Origin of the sequence: Psychrobacter sp. G, from assembly GCF_000418305.1 — a bacterium.
Taxonomy (GTDB): domain Bacteria; phylum Pseudomonadota; class Gammaproteobacteria; order Pseudomonadales; family Moraxellaceae; genus Psychrobacter; species Psychrobacter cryohalolentis.
Genome location: NC_021661.1, coordinates 2,305,876 through 2,321,212, shown reverse-complemented (window position 1 = coordinate 2,321,212; position 15,337 = coordinate 2,305,876). Strand labels below are relative to the sequence as shown.

The window sequence follows — 15,337 nt, the reverse complement described above, 5'->3', positions numbered from 1 at the left end:
CACCTATTATGATAGACCCAAAACTCTTACGCGGCGATTTAACAGATTTACAGCAGCAATTGGCCACCCGTGGTTATACGCTTGATATAGCGTTCTGGCAAAATATTGAGAACGAACGTAAATCGCTACAAGTAAAGACCGAAGAGTTGCAGTCGCGCCGTAATACAGGCGCAAAACAAGTTGGCACGCTTAAAAAATCTGGCGAAGATGCTAGTGAGTTGCTTGCTGAGATGCAAAGTGTCAGTGGTGAGATTAAGACAGCTGAAGACAAGCTACGTACCTTACAAGAGCGCATTAGCCAAGCGGCAATGCAAATTCCAAATATCCCAGCAGCAGATGTGCCAGTTGGTACATCAGAAGACGATAACGTCGAAGTACGTAAATGGGGCACACCGCGTGAGTTTGATTTTGAAATTAAAGATCATACGCATATTGGTGAGACACTTGGTATGCTCGATTTTGAAGCAGCAACCAAGCTTACAGGAAGTCGCTTTAATGTTTTAAAAGGACAATTGGCGCAGATGCATCGCGCCTTGATTCAGTTTATGCTCAATACCCATACGATCAAGTATGGCTATACTGAAACTTATGTGCCGTATATTGTTAATTCTGAAAGTTTAAAAGGTACAGGTCAGCTGCCTAAGTTTGAAGATGATTTATTTAAATTGACCAATCATACGAATAATGATGACATGGATTTTTATCTGATTCCAACTGCAGAAGTACCGATGACCAACTTGGTACGTGGTGAGCGCTTGGACATCAAAGAGCTGCCATTAAAGTTTACCGCGCATACGCCGTGTTTCCGTAGTGAAGCTGGCTCGCATGGTCGTGATACCCGTGGTCTGATTCGTCAGCATCAGTTTGAAAAAGTTGAGATGGTTAATATTGCCACAGCTGAACAATCAGATGAGCTGCTTGAAGCGATGACTGAACAAGCAGAATTTATCTTACAGCAGCTTAATTTGCCATACCGCACCGTTAAACTGTGCACAGGTGATATGGGTTTTGCCGCCCAAAAAACTTATGATATCGAAGTCTGGTTGCCAAGCCAAGATACCTATCGTGAAATCTCAAGCTGCTCAAACTGCGGCGATTTCCAAGCACGCCGTATGGGTACACGTGTTAAAGATGGTAAACAAACCAGTCTTGCACATACCTTAAACGGTTCGGGTTTAGCAGTAGGTCGTACATTATTGGCAGTGATGGAAAATTATCAAAATGCTGATGGTAGTATTACGATTCCAGAAGTATTGCGTCCGTTTATGGGCGGTGCTGACACCATTTTATTATAGTTTTTTGATATGTGGGTTTTTGACATATAGTTATTTGATGAGTGATGCAATTAGTGAGTTGGTATTCAGGCTCGCCGATTGTGTTTTATTACAGTAGGTATCCGTCAAATTGATAAAACTGATACAAATTATTATTAAATACGAACGGTTCTGTCAGCGCATTTTTGCGCTAGATAGAGTGCAAATATGTTAATATTACCCCTGTATTTACAGATTATTCGTTAAGGGCGCCTATTGCGTCCTTATTTTATGACCCTCTGAGTAAACTCTCCTCTTATCCTCCATACTTCTACCCGAATATTAGGACACTCTATGCCAGCTCCAATTAGCGAACGTAAATTAGCCAATGCCATCCGCGTACTGTCGTTTGACGCGGTTCAAAAAGCCAATTCTGGGCACCCGGGTGCACCAATGGGCATGGCTGATATTGCCGAAGTTTTGTGGCGCAAGTTTTTGAAGCATAATCCTGCTGACCCAAGCTGGCACAACCGTGACCGTTTTGTCTTATCAAACGGTCATGGCTCGATGCTGATCTACTCATTGCTACATTTATCAGGCTATGACGTTAGCGTTGATGACCTAAAAGGTTTCCGTCAGTTACATTCTAAAACGCCGGGTCATCCAGAGCTTGGCTATACGCCAGGTGTTGAAACCACCACTGGTCCATTAGGTCAGGGTATTGCCAATGCGGTTGGTTTTGCAATTGCAGAAAAAACGTTGGCAGCGCAGTTCAATCGTGATGGTCATAATATTGTCGATCATCATACTTATGCGTTTTTAGGCGATGGCTGCTTGATGGAAGGTATTAGCCATGAAGTCTGCTCATTGGCTGGCACGTTAGAGCTTGGCAAATTGGTATTTTTCTATGATGACAATGGCATCTCAATTGATGGTGATGTCGACGGTTGGTTCACTGATGATACGCAAGCGCGCTTTGAGTCTTATGGCTGGCAAGTTATCAAGGTCGATGGTCATGATACCGATGAGATTACGCAAGCGACTGAGCAAGCGATTAAAGAGACGACTAAGCCAAGCTTAATCATTTGCAAAACGACTATTGGCGCTGGTAGCCCAAACAAACAAGGCTTAGCAGCCAGTCATGGCGCGCCCCTAGGTGATGATGAAATCATTTTAACCCGTGATGCATTATCTTGGACGCATGCGCCGTTTGAGCTAGATGATGAAATCTATCAAGCGTGGGATGGTAAAGCGAAAGGCGACGTCTTACAGAAAAACTGGAACGCGAACTTTGACGCTTATAAGAAGGCTTATCCAGAGTTAGCAACTGATTTGCTTCGTCGTTTAGAGGGTGACTTACCAGCTGATTTTGAGCAAAAAGCGCAAGAGTATATCCAGCAAACTCAAGAGCAGGGCGGTGATGTTGCCAGTCGTAAGGCCAGCCAAAATGCCATCAATACCTTACAGCCATTACTGCCAGAATTACTTGGTGGCTCAGCGGATTTAGCAGGCTCAAACCTCACGCTATTTAAAGACGCCAAAGGTATCCAAGACGACGACGCTGGCAACTATATCTATTATGGCGTGCGCGAATTTGGTATGACGGCGATTGCTAACGGTATCGCACTGCATGGCGGTTTTGTTCCTTATGTTGCGACGTTCCTGATGTTTATGGAATACGCACGTAATGCGGTACGTATGGGCGCGCTCATGAAGCAGCGTGTGATTCATGTCTATACCCATGACTCAATCGGTCTGGGCGAAGATGGTCCAACGCATCAGCCAGTTGAGCAATTGACCAGCTTACGTACCACGCCAAATCTACGTACATGGCGTCCTTGTGATGCGACTGAATCTGCTAGTGCTTGGGTTGAGGCAATTAAATCAGAAAATAATCCATCTGCCTTGATTTTCAGCCGTCAAAGCTTGCCACATCAAGCACGTGATGCTGAGCAAGTTGCTAATATCACCAAAGGTGGTTATGTACTTGCAAAAGAGCAAGGCGAGCTACAAGCGATTATCATCGCAACTGGCTCAGAAGTCGGTCTTGCTATGCAAGCTTACGCGACCTTGAGCGAAAATGGCGTCGGTGTACGTGTGGTCTCTATGCCATGTGCAGAAATCTTCGTCGAGCAAGATGCTGATTATCGTGAAGCCGTATTACCTGCCAATACTCGCGCCCGCGTCGCTGTAGAAGCGGCACACGTCGATTACTGGTATAAGTTCGTTGGTTTAGACGGTAAAGTGATTGGCATGACGACTTATGGTGAATCAGCGCCTGCTGATGAGCTATATAAAGAGTTTGGTATCACGACTGACGCGGTAGTTGAGGCGGTAAATAGCTTGGTGTAAGTATTTAAAACTGCTCAAAAAAAAGAGTTGCTAGGACTTCTAGCAACTCTTTTTTTTGACTATTTTTTAAGCTATTTAAAATCAATTAGTAGCAATCAGTTTCCCTGATATCTCAAGTGGGATGATATTGCTAATCACTTTTGGAAAAGCAGTAACCCCGTAGTTGTAACGATCTACCAAACCCGTCGCGCGAAATTTTAAGGTAGGTCTAGAGGTGACAGGATCATTCTCTACATCTGATAACGTTACTCTCACCGTCAAAGGTTTGGTTTGACCTAATACCGTAAAATCACCGGTCACATTGGCTTCTTTAGCACTTATCATGCTGACTTTTTTAGAAACAAAAGTCATCGTCGGATATTGTTTCGTATTCAAAAGCTCCTTTCGGCGCAAAAATGAATCTCTCAAGCTGCGATCAGTATCGATACTATTGGTAAAAACGGTAAAATTAATGGTCGTGCTTGCAGGTTTATTGACGTCATAATTGATGGCGCCATTGACCTTATTGAACCTGCCGTCAGTCGTGGCTTTACCCAAATAATTGACTTCAAATTCTACATTGGTCTTTGGGACGTCCAGTTTCCATTTTTGCGGAACGGTCGCCGCCAATACCATGACTGGTAATGATAATAGTAGGCAGCTGCTGAGTGTGATTTTCAGCAAAGAGGTGACAGGTGTGGTCATATGTCTGATCCAAAGAGAGATAGGAGGTATATCAGTAGTTAAAATAATTTAATTCAAGTGGTTCTATAGTAATTAATCCGTGCTCTATTCTTTTTAAAATCAATCGACTATAGTAAGGCGATATCCTACTACAATTAAGCGATTTCAATGTACTATTAAAGTTATAAGCGCTTGAGGCGTGTTAGGTAAATGGTTTAAGACAGACAGCATGCTATTTTAATTATAAGTGTTTTTATCTTTTTTATTGGAAGACGATTATGTCCCTCATGTCCAGCTTCAAAGGTGTCTTAGGCGAAACAGTCATTAATGTTGCCATGTGGTTAAAGCTAGAAAAAGACCTTTATCACCGTTTAAATAATATCACTTTGCCATTAGCCAATGGTGGTAGTACCCAAATCGACCATGTCATTGTTTCTAAATACGGCATCTTTGTCATCGAAACCAAAAACTATAAAGGCTGGATATTTGGTAATGAGGCGCAAAGACAGTGGACGCAAGTCATTATGGGTCGCAAGTATAAATTCCAAAATCCATTACGTCAGAATTATTTGCATATTAAAACGCTCGCGGATTTATTAGCATTAGATATGAGCTACTTTCATTCGATGATTGCGTTCATCGGTGAATGTGAGCTAAAAACTCGCGATGAGTTACCGGAGCACGTATTGACGAGTGGGATGGTGTCTTATATTAAAAGAAAGCAGGATGAGATACTTACTGAAGACGAGGTCACATCCATCGTTGCTCAGATTGAAAGCAATAGATTTAGTAAGTCGTGGCGCACTAATAGAGAGCACAAAGCCTATCTAAAGGATAAGCATAGCAATCCAAGCAAGTCGTCTAGCAATAACTCTAATGGTAAGTCAGTTGCTACAACTACTGATAAGTCTACATCTGAACCGATAGTAAAAGAAACCGCTAAACGAGCCAGGCTGAAAAGCAGAGAAGTGCATCGATGGTCTGGTCAAACTGAGATTGAATCTAGCGATTTACCAATTGATAGTTTGAGTACTCAGCAGATAAGTTCGCCGCATGATATTACTGATAAGGTTTTTCTCACACCCTTTGAGGTTATAGAGACTGAGCCACAAGTGCATTACCCTGCGACACTTGTGGCGATAGACAATATAGCTAATTTCATCCAAGCACCAACTTGCCCGAGATGTAATAGTGAGATGGTCAAACGCGTTGCAAAAAAAGGCGCACATCTTGGGCAGACCTTTTTTGGTTGTAGCCAATTTCCAAAATGTCGCGGAGTAGTCAATACAAATTGAGCCCAAATGAAACTTGATTTTGGGCTCGATTAATCATCTTAAACTATGTTAAGCAGGGACTGACTCAGCATGCACGTGATTCGCCTTGATAAGGTCTGCTATTTTTTCAGCAATCATAATCGTCGGTGCATTGGTATTGGCACTGATTAAGGTTGGCATCACTGAAGCATCGATGACCCTTAGTCCATTTACGCCGCGTACTTTTAATTCTAAATCAACCACTGAGCTCTCATCTGAGCCCATGCGGCAAGTGCCCACCGGATGGTAGATAGTGTCCGACTTGTTGCGAATATAGCCAAGCATGCCGTCTTTTTCGATATAAGGGGCAGGGTAGTCTTCGGTGATATAATTGGCCATTGGCGACTCTTGCATAATGGCGCGCGTACGCTCTGCACCAGCAACCATATACTCTACATCTTTCGGATGCGAGAGATAGTTTGGATCAATTAATACGGCGTCAGAGGGATTGGCAGAATCGAGTCTGACCGTACCACGGCTTTCAGGGCGTAAATAGCAGGTATGACAAGAAACGGCAAAACCCCGTCTAAGATCACGTCCGTGTTCAATCACGCGAGATATCACAAAATGCAGCTGGGTATTTGGCCATTCTTGTGGGTCGTCACCGACGCTAAAGAACGCGCCTGCTTCTGCATAATTGGTAGATAACAGACCTGTGCCATCTTTTCGCCATTGCCGAATACTTTTGGTCAAGGTTGAAATAGTTGCTATACCAAGACCGATGACATCGGTAGTATTGACCTCGTAATCAAAGACGACATCTAAATGATCTTGTAAGTTACCGCCAACGTCGGGTGCATCTACCAATACATCGATGCCATGAGACTGCAAATGTTTAGCAGGACCAATGCCTGATAGCATCAGAACTTTGGGTGAGCCAAAAGCACCACCTGATAAGATGACTTCGTGACGTGCCATCACGGTATGGTCGACACCATCCTTTTCATAGACCACACCAGTCGCTTGCTTGCCATCAAAGATGACGCGATTGGCTTGTGCGTGGGTGATAACGGTTAAATTAGTTCGGCTTTGTACTGGATGTAGATAAGCCGCTGCCGCAGAGCAGCGTTGACCTTGTTTTTCCCCATGAAAATGGGTGACTTGATATAATCCTGCACCGTCTTGCTTTTTGCCGTTAAAGTCATCATTTTGATCTAAACCATTGGCAATAGCAGCTTCTACAAAGGCTTTTGAGATATCGCGTGGACTTAGTAAATCACTGACATGCAGTGGTCCACTATCACCATGCAGCCCGTCCGCGCCGTGGATATTGTTTTCTGATTTGATAAAGTAAGGCAGTACATCATCAAAACCCCAGCCTGTGCAACCTTGCTCAACCCAGCGTTCATAATCAAGCGCACTGCCACGCGTATAAATCATGGCATTGATAGCGGAGGAGCCACCCAAACATTGACCGCGCGGTTGAAAGCCGCGTCGGTTATTGAGATGTGTTTGCGGAGTAGTGTGAAAGCACCAATTGTTTAATTTTAGTGGCTTGCCCGGCACCATCAAAATCAGTCCAGCAGGTACGCGAACTGCCAAGTCTTTGCCCTCACCACCATATTCTAACAAGCAGACACTGATGTCTGGGTTTTCTGTTAATCGGCTGGCAAGCACACAGCCAGCTGAACCGCCACCAACGATGACGTAATCAAAGTTTCCATCAAGTTCCATTTTATATTCCCTGTAGCATCCATGCTCATTAAAACGTATTTATTGAAATAGCTTACGCTTTAGAGTATCTATTATTTTGCTGCAATAATGAAGTAAAAATGACTACAAGGTATAAGGTTGTTATAAATTTTCATATATATCAATTGTTTGGGTAATAAAAAGGGTAGCGTAGTAAGTCTGATATCTTATTGTCTGTTATTAAATGTTAGACCGCACAGACTTCTGAACGCACAATGAATCGCTTGCCTTCGGGTATCTCAAGTGAAAAACTGGCACCACGTCCATTGACAACATCAATGGTCAGATCGGTATGTTGCCACAATTTGTATTGAGGTTTGCCCATGTAAAACGGACAGCCGCTGAGCTCACCGACCAGCACATCTTGCCCGCCAACCTTAAACTCACCCAATGGATAACACATCGGTGAGCTGCCATCGCAGCAGCCTCCTGATAGATGAAACATCAATTCGCCATGCTTGGATTTTAATAGTTCGATTAGCTCTTTACAGGATTCTGTCGCCGTGACGTTCATAATAATTTCCTTATCATTTATGGATAGCTCATGCTTTACTAAAGCAAAAATGCAACCTACCTTACGATAGATTGCATTTATTTATCTAAAATCAGTACATGCTTTTAGATTAAAAGAAGCCCATCGCTTTAGGACTGTATGATACCAGCATGTTTTTGGTCTGCTGATAATGATCTAGCATCATCAGATGGTTTTCACGGCCGATACCAGACTGCTTATAACCACCAAACGCTGAATGCGCAGGATAGAGATGATAGCAGTTGGTCCAAACGCGACCGGCTTTGATGCCACGACCGAAACGATAGGCACGAGTGCCGTTACGTGTCCAGACACCAGCACCTAGACCATATAAGGTATCATTGGCTAGCGCCATCGCTTCTTCATCATCTTTAAAAGTAGTGACAGCAAGCACAGGACCAAAGATTTCTTCTTGGAACACGCGCATATCATTGGTGCCTTCAAAGATGGTTGGCTGTACATAATAACCGTTTGCCATGTCGCCATCATGTTTGGCAAGTTCGCCACCGACTAAGACTTTGGCACCTTCTTTTTTACCGATATCGAGATAAGACAGAATTTTTTCTAACTGATCTGAGCTGGCTTGCGCGCCAATCATGGTATCGGTATCAAGTGGGTTGCCCATTTTGATGGCTTTTACGCGAGCGATACAGCGTTTCATAAATTCATCATAGATGCTTTCGTGTACGAGCGCGCGTGATGGGCAAGTACAAACTTCGCCTTGGTTTAGCGCAAACATGACCAAACCTTCGACGGCTTTGTCTAAGAAGTCATCGTCTTCATCCATGATATCGGCAAAGAAGATATTCGGACTTTTTCCACCCAGCTCTAGAGTCACCGGAATGATATTTTCACTGGCATATTGCATAATTAAGCGACCAGTGGTGGTCTCACCGGTAAAGGACACTTTATCGATACGGGGATTAGAAGCAATTGGTTTACCAGCTTCAACACCGAAGCCGTTAATGACGTTAAGAACACCTTTAGGAAGAATGTCCGCTGCGCCTATTAAATCCAGCATATACAAAACAGAAGCAGGAGTTTGCTCGGCAGGCTTAAGAACGACACAGTTACCCGCTGCAAGAGCAGGAGCAATTTTCCAGATCGCCATTAGAATAGGGAAGTTCCAAGGAATGATTTGACCGACGACGCCAAGTGGCTCATGAAAATGATAGGCGACCGTATCTTCATCAATTTGGCTAATGCCGCCTTCTTGTGCGCGAATCACACCAGCGAAGTAACGCAAATGGTCAATGGCGATTGGAATATCTGCGGCTAGAGTTTCACGTACCGGTTTACCGTTTTCATAGCTCTCGGCGATAGCGATAGCCTCTAAATTGGCTTCGATACCGTCGGCAAGTTTAAGCAACATATTAGAGCGTTCAGTGACACTGGTTTTGCCCCAAGCATCTTTGGCAGCATGAGCCGCATCTAGCGCTGCTTCGACATCTGCTTCTTTTGAGCGTGCGATCTGGCAGAAGATTTTACCGTCGATTGGACTTGAGTTGTCAAAGTATTCGCCATCGATTGGCGCGACCCACTCACCATTGATAAAGTTATCATATTTTTCGCGGAATTGGACGGGACTGTTTTCAGTATTGGGATAAGCGTATAACATGAACGATTCCTTGTTGTGTAATATAGTTATGTAGCCTTACTTGACCATCCTGACCAAGCTATGACTCTATCGTACTGAGCTTTGGCTCCAAGCGATAATGACTTTTTATAATGATATGCTTTGTATCACATAACTTAAAGTTATGCGAGGTAGGACGGTTAAAGTGGTTCGCAAAATGGATGTAGCTGTTATAATTGAGGTCAAATACTTTTAGCTCGTCATGGTTATTAATTTAATCCTGTCAGCTTTCTTTCTTATACTCTTGGTTGGTTTGGATATATGCGTCAATCTTCTGCTCTTGATATTTTAAAAACAGGTCAAAACGTCTTTTTGACGGGCTCAGCAGGTTCAGGTAAGACTTATACGCTTAACCAATATATCGATTATCTACGCGCGCGCCGTGTACCGGTTGCCGTCACCGCGAGTACGGGTATCGCGGCGACACATATGAACGGCACGACCATTCATAGTTGGTCGGGTATCGGCATCAAAGATGAGCTAACGGATCGCGATTTAACCAATTTATCACGCAAGCAGTTTTTGGCAGATAGATTAAAGGACACCGCGGTACTTATCATCGATGAGATATCGATGCTGCATGCCAAGCAGATTAATTTGGTCAGCCAAGTGCTTAAGCATGTACGCAAAAATGACAAAGCTTTTGGTGGTATCCAAGTCGTTGTTGCAGGAGACTTTTTTCAGTTACCACCGATTGGCAGTAAGGGTGAGAGTAATCGTGAGAAGTTTGCTTTTATGTCGGAAGCTTGGCTCGATGCCAAGTTTCACATCTGCTACTTATCTGAGCAACATCGGCAGGTCAGTGAAGCGGCGAATGGCGGGCTTGATTTGGACGATATTCTCAATCAAATCCGTCGTCAGGAAGTGACTTTTGAGGCGATTGCTGCCTTAGAAGCTACCTTTGATCAAAACGTTGATATCAAGCGCACGCGCCTTTATACCCACAATCTCAACGTCAATAAAATCAATGATAAAGAGCTTGCTGACTTATCTGGTGAGATGATGCGCTTTGAAGCCACATCTGTTGGCGATAGTAAACTAGTTGAGACACTAAAAAAGACGGTTCGTACTCAAGATGACTTGGTACTAAAAGTTGGTTCAAAGGTGATGTTTATTAAAAACAATACTGAGCTTGGCGTGTCTAACGGTACGATGGGTGAGCTTATTGGCTTTGCTGCTGTCAAAATTGATGATAGCAAAGAAAGTAGTGACGATTTAATCGAAGACGATGATATTGGTAGCGATAAAGACAGTGATGTTGGTAGCGATAAGCAGGCTGCCAAAAGCGCAAAAGAAAAAGCCAAAAAAGATAAAGCAAAAATTAAAAAGCCGACGACACAAAAAATGCCAGTGGTTAGGTTAAATACTGGGCGTGAGGTTATCGCTGAACCGGAAGAATGGATTATTGAGGACGAGACGGGCGATGTGCTCGCAAGCTATGAGCAAGTGCCATTATGTCTAGCTTGGGCGATTACCATTCATAAGTCGCAAGGTATGACGCTTGAAGCTGCTGAGATTGACTTGTCACGTACCTTTGAGCTTGGGCAAGGATATGTGGCATTATCACGGTTAAAATCGCTGGCAGGTCTGCAGTTGCTCGGTATGAATGAAATGAGCTTGCAGCTTGATCCTTTGGCACGCGGTGCAGATAAGCGCTTTTTAGTGCTGTCTGATGAAGCGGATGCCAATTATGCAATGCTTGATGAAGAGAGCATGACACAGGCGCATGAGAAGTTCATTCTAAAGTCCGGCGGTACATTAAGCAAGTCAGTGATTGACGCCTACGCAAACCTACAGACAAAGCGCCGTGAACAGCAGCAAGCGCAAATAGGGAAAAAACAGAAACTTGGCAATCAAGTGTCTGATAAGTCAGACAGTACCTTACTTGCCACACGAATACTTCTTGAAGAAAGTTTATCTATCGCGGAAATATCGCAAGCACGGCAGCTGTCACAGTCTACCATTATGCGCCATATTGCTGAGCTGAAATCTCAAGACCCTAGCCTCGCTTGTGATCATCTGCGCCCAGAAGATGAGGTTATGACGGCAGTGGGTAATGCCTATGTGGCGATTAAAGTTGCTAATAACCCAAATGATTTTAATGATGATGGTAGTATTAAGCTGCGTCCGATATTTGAGCATTTAAAACAAAGCGCTGATTACAATACCATTCGTTTGGCATTGATATTTATTACTCCGTAGTCATTCTTAAGTCATAAGTACATTTTTTAAAAAATGACTCTTTTGTCTGCAACTGTTTTATTCGCGACTGCCCATATAGTTAATTCACTTTTAAAAGGGTGCAGAGCTACTGGGGTTAATTATTCGCAGCCTCTGTCTGCGTAGGCACAGCAAGCAAGAAAAATTAACCCCAGTAGTACCTTATAACATTTGTATTTCTTTTATTCGCGAACGACTATATTTTGCGTGGCGCTTTTTTGATCAGCCGATGGCATTCAATTTTAGCCTTCATTTTTTATTTCTATTACAGCGATAACTTGTTATGCCTGATTTTTCTAGTGCTACCTACCGTTTGACGTCTAATCCTGCTACGGCAGGGTTTCATACGACCAGTGACCAGACTCAGCCTTTGCGAGTAGCTATCAATGGTTTTGGTCGTATTGGTCGCAATGTATTGCGTGCGTTATTAGAGCGCTTTGAGGTGCTAGGACGTGCTATTCATGTGGTCGCGATTAATGATTTGGCCCCTGCCGAAACCTTATTACATTTACTGAGGTTCGATAGCACACATGGGCGTTTGAGCCAGCTTGGCGTGACAGCGGATATCGTACAAGATGGCTTCACTGATCATCAGCAAAAGCCCTGTGCGACAGCAAAAAATGATATTCAGCTGTGCTTGACCAAAAATAATCTTACTTACTGCATTCGTTTATTATCAAGAGAAAACCCAGAGACACTGCCATGGAAAGAGTTGCAGGTCGATGTGGTGCTTGAGTGCACCGGACACTATCGCTCATATGAGCAGGCAAGCTTGCACATAGAGGCGGGCGCCAAACAAGTGATTATCGGTGCCGCACCCTTTGACCATGTCGATGCTTGTATCGTGATGGGCGTCAATAGCGATGCTTTGACGCGTGATCTGCCTATTATCTCTAGCGTCTCTTGTACCACTCAGGCGCTCGTACCGCTTATTGATACCCTTGATAAAGCATTTGGCGTTGAGTCGGCGATGATGACTGAGATTCATGCAGTGACGGCTGATCAAACTGTACTTGACCAAGCGCACCGTGACCTAAGGCGTGCGCGCGCCTCTGGTTATAATATCATTCCAACGACTTCAAGCAGTATCGCTGCTACGGAACGCGTGTTACCAAATATGGTGGGTAAGATAAATGGTCATTCAATAAGAGTGCCAACTATTGATGTTGCTGCGATTGATGTGACGTTTGTATTTGAGACGCCAAATGTCAGTATTGAAGCGATACGTGACGTTTTAAAATCAGCGAGTCAGGCACATTTAGCGACGATCATGGACTATACGGAGGAGCCACTGGTCTCAAGTGACTTTATCCATCAGACTGAATCATTGATTATCGATGGGCAGCAACTGATGCAAGTCGGCAATCAATACAAGGTTTTTGCTTGGTACGACAATGAATGGGGCTATGCCAATCGCATGCTTGATATGTGCTTGCATCTTGCTTCAAACAAGCTTTAGACTCATGATTATAAGCCGTTTAAAAAATAATTTAACTTTTTTGACATAACTGCTTGCATTCTCATTTCAGATCGCTATAATGATGCACAAATGGAGACGTGGCAGAGCGGTTGAATGCACCGGTCTTGAAAACCGACAAGGGTTAATAGCCCTTCGAGAGTTCGAATCTCTCCGTCTCCGCCAAATTCGAGGTAGTAGCAGAAATTGCTGAAAACCTTACTAAGCCTGCCTCGCGCAGGCTTTTTTAATGCCTGTAATTTGATGCTGGTTTGGTGTGCTGGGCTGCTCTGTGGGCTGGTTATTTATGCTAAGTCGTTATAAATGCTTTGTGAGGGCGCATAAATAAAGGCTTTCCAGCGCTGTTACACTGAAAAGCCTGGTTCTTTCGCCGTGGGCTGGAATGGGCTATATATGTAAGGCGTGATCTAGTATCTTGATGATGTGGCCAGAGTCTTGTGGAATAAATTTACCATAGTGTTTATGGATCATATCTGTATTGCTATGGCCAAGTTGTTTGGCTAACCATTCTGCAGTAATGACGCCCGTTGATAGTACCTGACTGGCATAAGTATGCCGGCCGTTATTAAGCGGTCGATAGTCTACATCGATGCGCTCTAAATAATCTGCCCACTGATGGCGCAGCTGCTCGTAACTATGATGTGTGCCGGTGTTTGTGTTGTGCCACAGAAACTGCAGCGAGTGTGGGCGTTCAGTGCGATGATCTCGCTCGGTTATCATTACTGTTTGCAGGGCAGTGTCTTTTATCAACTCAATCTGACTACGCAGTGCTTCGACAACGATGGGCAATAGCTCAACTTGGCGTTTGCGTCGACGGTTTTTTGTTACCCGGTAAACTCCTTTGACCACACCACGTCGAATGTAAGCGTGGCCATTATCTAAATCTAGGTCTGATACTGCTAATGCCAGCAGCTCATGTGATGATAAACCTGACCATATCATGACAGTCCATAGATTTTTACGCCCCTGGTCCGACTCATTTTTTATAATTAAACTTATTTCATCCCGGTTGAAAGGGTATATGTCGTCCGGGTCGTTGAAATTAAGTTTGATGTACTGTGAGGGATCATTCGCTGTGCTCTGGTGCCGTGACCAGTAGCTGTAGATTTTGCGCCATAAACCTAAGATTTCTTTGATCGTATTGGAGCTTAGCTGCTTGTGCTTGATTAAGTCTTTATATACCCAATTCTCAACGTCTTCGACTTTGATTTTCGCAATCTGTTTATGAGACCAATGCTCACTGATATGGTTGTTAACTTTGCTCAGATAGGTTGTCCATGACGTATCAGAAACCAATGATTCTTCCGTTGTTTTCCATTGATTAAGATAATGGCCAAAATATGATGCCTTGCGCTTGGGCGAATGAGGGAATGTTTGGTCACGATCAAACGTGCCCATTTCTATCTGAGTGTCTATTGATTGAGCGATGGCATTGGCTTTTTTAAGATTGACATCTGTGGGCGGTGTGTCGTATAGGGTCTCGCGGTCGCGCTTACCGGTCGCGTCTCGCCACCAAATGCGGATACTGGTTTTTAACGGTTCTATGCCTGCAGACATTATGTATCCTTTGATTTCAGGTCAAAAGTAGGGTTATAACGTGGATGGGCTCTTTATGTGAGCGGTAAATGCGCGGTAAAACTACGGTAGTAAAAAAGAGGTAATAAAGGTAATACCTCTATTATCTCTTTTTATGTTACTGATTTAATTTAGATTAAGGCTTACCTTTAACTGGTAACTTCAAGGTGTTTTTTAGGTTAGCGCCTCCTTTCTAAAACGTTTTGGCAGTCTATGCAGCGTTTGATGCCACCAATTTGTTGCCGTTGATAGGGTATGTCTTCGCCGCAATCTAGACATTCAGGATAAGATGGTTCACTGAACTTGGGCGCGTTGGCGATAATTCTATCCATTGCCTCTTGAGCTACATCATTAGCTCTGTCGATATCGTCTGCCATTTATTTATTCTCCAATCTTAATTTCAGTAAGTGATTCAAATTTACGCTCTTGATAAATTTCGACCTCGCAGCGCATTTCAATTTTGTCTTTATTAATGCTGTAATGCTTGCCTTGATAAAGCGCGCGCTGCTTGTGGGTTGGATGCATTGAGCAGTCAATCATTTGACCGCTCACTGTGTCGAAAGTCAGCCAATGCAGCGGACTTTCACGGTTGTAAGGGAATAGGGCACGTATTAGGTTCATTCT

Annotated in this window: 12 protein-coding genes and 1 tRNA gene; 6 read left to right on the top strand and 7 right to left on the bottom strand. The window is 43.7% G+C overall.

Features of this window, described 5'->3' with window-relative positions; genetic code table 11:
- Positions 1-8 precede the first annotated feature (8 nt).
- Both serS and tkt read left to right on the top strand, forming a co-directional pair.
- Positions 9-1,295 (top strand): serine--tRNA ligase, encoded by a 1,287-nt coding sequence (gene serS, locus PSYCG_RS09680; RefSeq protein WP_041772620.1) that lies wholly within the window; start codon positions 9-11, stop codon positions 1,293-1,295.
- A 312-nt stretch (positions 1,296-1,607) separates the two neighbouring features.
- On the top strand, positions 1,608-3,605 hold the full coding sequence (gene tkt / locus PSYCG_RS09675; RefSeq protein WP_020444036.1) for a transketolase: 1,998 nt from the start codon (positions 1,608-1,610) through the stop codon (positions 3,603-3,605).
- A gap of 81 nt (positions 3,606-3,686) precedes the next feature.
- Here the strand turns inward: tkt and PSYCG_RS09670 are convergent, their stop codons facing one another.
- Positions 3,687-4,289 carry a YceI family protein gene (locus tag PSYCG_RS09670; RefSeq protein WP_020444035.1) on the bottom strand — a complete coding sequence of 201 codons (603 nt, stop codon included), beginning with the start codon at positions 4,287-4,289 and terminating at the stop codon, positions 3,687-3,689.
- A 257-nt stretch (positions 4,290-4,546) separates the two neighbouring features.
- Between PSYCG_RS09670 and PSYCG_RS09665 the strand changes: the two genes are divergently transcribed.
- On the top strand, positions 4,547-5,563 hold the full coding sequence (locus PSYCG_RS09665; protein ID WP_020444034.1) for an NERD domain-containing protein: 1,017 nt from the start codon (positions 4,547-4,549) through the stop codon (positions 5,561-5,563).
- 48 nt (positions 5,564-5,611) lie between these two features.
- Here the strand turns inward: PSYCG_RS09665 and PSYCG_RS09660 are convergent, their stop codons facing one another.
- The 3 genes from PSYCG_RS09660 to PSYCG_RS09650 all read right to left on the bottom strand — a co-directional run bounded on the left by PSYCG_RS09660 (position 5,612) and on the right by PSYCG_RS09650 (position 9,423).
- Positions 5,612-7,255 carry a GMC family oxidoreductase gene (locus PSYCG_RS09660; protein WP_020444033.1) on the bottom strand — a complete coding sequence of 548 codons (1,644 nt, stop codon included), beginning with the start codon at positions 7,253-7,255 and terminating at the stop codon, positions 5,612-5,614.
- Between the two features lie 205 nt (positions 7,256-7,460).
- Positions 7,461-7,787 carry a DUF779 domain-containing protein gene (locus tag PSYCG_RS09655; RefSeq protein WP_020444032.1) on the bottom strand — a complete coding sequence of 109 codons (327 nt, stop codon included), beginning with the start codon at positions 7,785-7,787 and terminating at the stop codon, positions 7,461-7,463.
- Positions 7,788-7,896: 109 nt separating this feature from the next.
- Positions 7,897-9,423, bottom strand: coding sequence for an aldehyde dehydrogenase family protein (locus PSYCG_RS09650; protein ID WP_020444031.1), 1,527 nt, complete (start codon positions 9,421-9,423; stop codon positions 7,897-7,899).
- Between the two features lie 279 nt (positions 9,424-9,702).
- Between PSYCG_RS09650 and PSYCG_RS09645 the strand changes: the two genes are divergently transcribed.
- The 3 genes from PSYCG_RS09645 to PSYCG_RS09635 all read left to right on the top strand — a co-directional run bounded on the left by PSYCG_RS09645 (position 9,703) and on the right by PSYCG_RS09635 (position 13,303).
- On the top strand, positions 9,703-11,643 hold the full coding sequence (locus PSYCG_RS09645; protein WP_020444030.1) for an AAA family ATPase: 1,941 nt from the start codon (positions 9,703-9,705) through the stop codon (positions 11,641-11,643).
- 301 nt (positions 11,644-11,944) lie between these two features.
- Positions 11,945-13,120, top strand: a complete 1,176-nt coding sequence (locus PSYCG_RS09640) for a type I glyceraldehyde-3-phosphate dehydrogenase (RefSeq protein WP_020444029.1) — start codon at positions 11,945-11,947, stop codon at positions 13,118-13,120.
- Positions 13,121-13,212: 92 nt separating this feature from the next.
- A tRNA-Ser gene (locus PSYCG_RS09635) sits at positions 13,213-13,303 on the top strand.
- Positions 13,304-13,525: 222 nt separating this feature from the next.
- Here the strand turns inward: PSYCG_RS09635 and PSYCG_RS09630 are convergent.
- From PSYCG_RS09630 to PSYCG_RS09620, 3 genes are all read right to left on the bottom strand, one after another.
- Positions 13,526-14,695 carry an Arm DNA-binding domain-containing protein gene (locus PSYCG_RS09630; protein WP_020444028.1) on the bottom strand — a complete coding sequence of 390 codons (1,170 nt, stop codon included), beginning with the start codon at positions 14,693-14,695 and terminating at the stop codon, positions 13,526-13,528.
- A gap of 197 nt (positions 14,696-14,892) precedes the next feature.
- Complete coding sequence (locus PSYCG_RS09625) at positions 14,893-15,090, bottom strand: TraR/DksA C4-type zinc finger protein (RefSeq protein ID WP_020444027.1); 198 nt, start codon at positions 15,088-15,090, stop codon at positions 14,893-14,895.
- A 4-nt stretch (positions 15,091-15,094) separates the two neighbouring features.
- The gene (locus tag PSYCG_RS09620; protein ID WP_020444026.1) at positions 15,095-15,334 is read right to left on the bottom strand and encodes a hypothetical protein; all 240 of its coding nucleotides are present in this window, start codon (positions 15,332-15,334) and stop codon (positions 15,095-15,097) included.
- Positions 15,335-15,337 lie beyond the last annotated feature (3 nt).

Coding starts and splice junctions, on each gene's coding strand:
- PSYCG_RS09655 (WP_020444032.1), bottom strand. CDS start 7,787: ATGAACGTCACGGCGACAGAATCCTGTAAAGAGCTAATCGAACTATTA.
- PSYCG_RS09625 (WP_020444027.1), bottom strand. CDS start 15,090: ATGGCAGACGATATCGACAGAGCTAATGATGTAGCTCAAGAGGCAATG.
- PSYCG_RS09620 (WP_020444026.1), bottom strand. CDS start 15,334: ATGAACCTAATACGTGCCCTATTCCCTTACAACCGTGAAAGTCCGCTG.
- PSYCG_RS09640 (WP_020444029.1), top strand. CDS start 11,945: ATGCCTGATTTTTCTAGTGCTACCTACCGTTTGACGTCTAATCCTGCT.
- PSYCG_RS09660 (WP_020444033.1), bottom strand. CDS start 7,255: ATGGAACTTGATGGAAACTTTGATTACGTCATCGTTGGTGGCGGTTCA.
- serS (WP_041772620.1), top strand. CDS start 9: ATGATAGACCCAAAACTCTTACGCGGCGATTTAACAGATTTACAGCAG.
- tkt (WP_020444036.1), top strand. CDS start 1,608: ATGCCAGCTCCAATTAGCGAACGTAAATTAGCCAATGCCATCCGCGTA.
- PSYCG_RS09630 (WP_020444028.1), bottom strand. CDS start 14,695: ATGTCTGCAGGCATAGAACCGTTAAAAACCAGTATCCGCATTTGGTGG.
- PSYCG_RS09650 (WP_020444031.1), bottom strand. CDS start 9,423: ATGTTATACGCTTATCCCAATACTGAAAACAGTCCCGTCCAATTCCGC.
- PSYCG_RS09645 (WP_020444030.1), top strand. CDS start 9,703: ATGCGTCAATCTTCTGCTCTTGATATTTTAAAAACAGGTCAAAACGTC.
- PSYCG_RS09665 (WP_020444034.1), top strand. CDS start 4,547: ATGTCCCTCATGTCCAGCTTCAAAGGTGTCTTAGGCGAAACAGTCATT.
- PSYCG_RS09670 (WP_020444035.1), bottom strand. CDS start 4,289: ATGACCACACCTGTCACCTCTTTGCTGAAAATCACACTCAGCAGCTGC.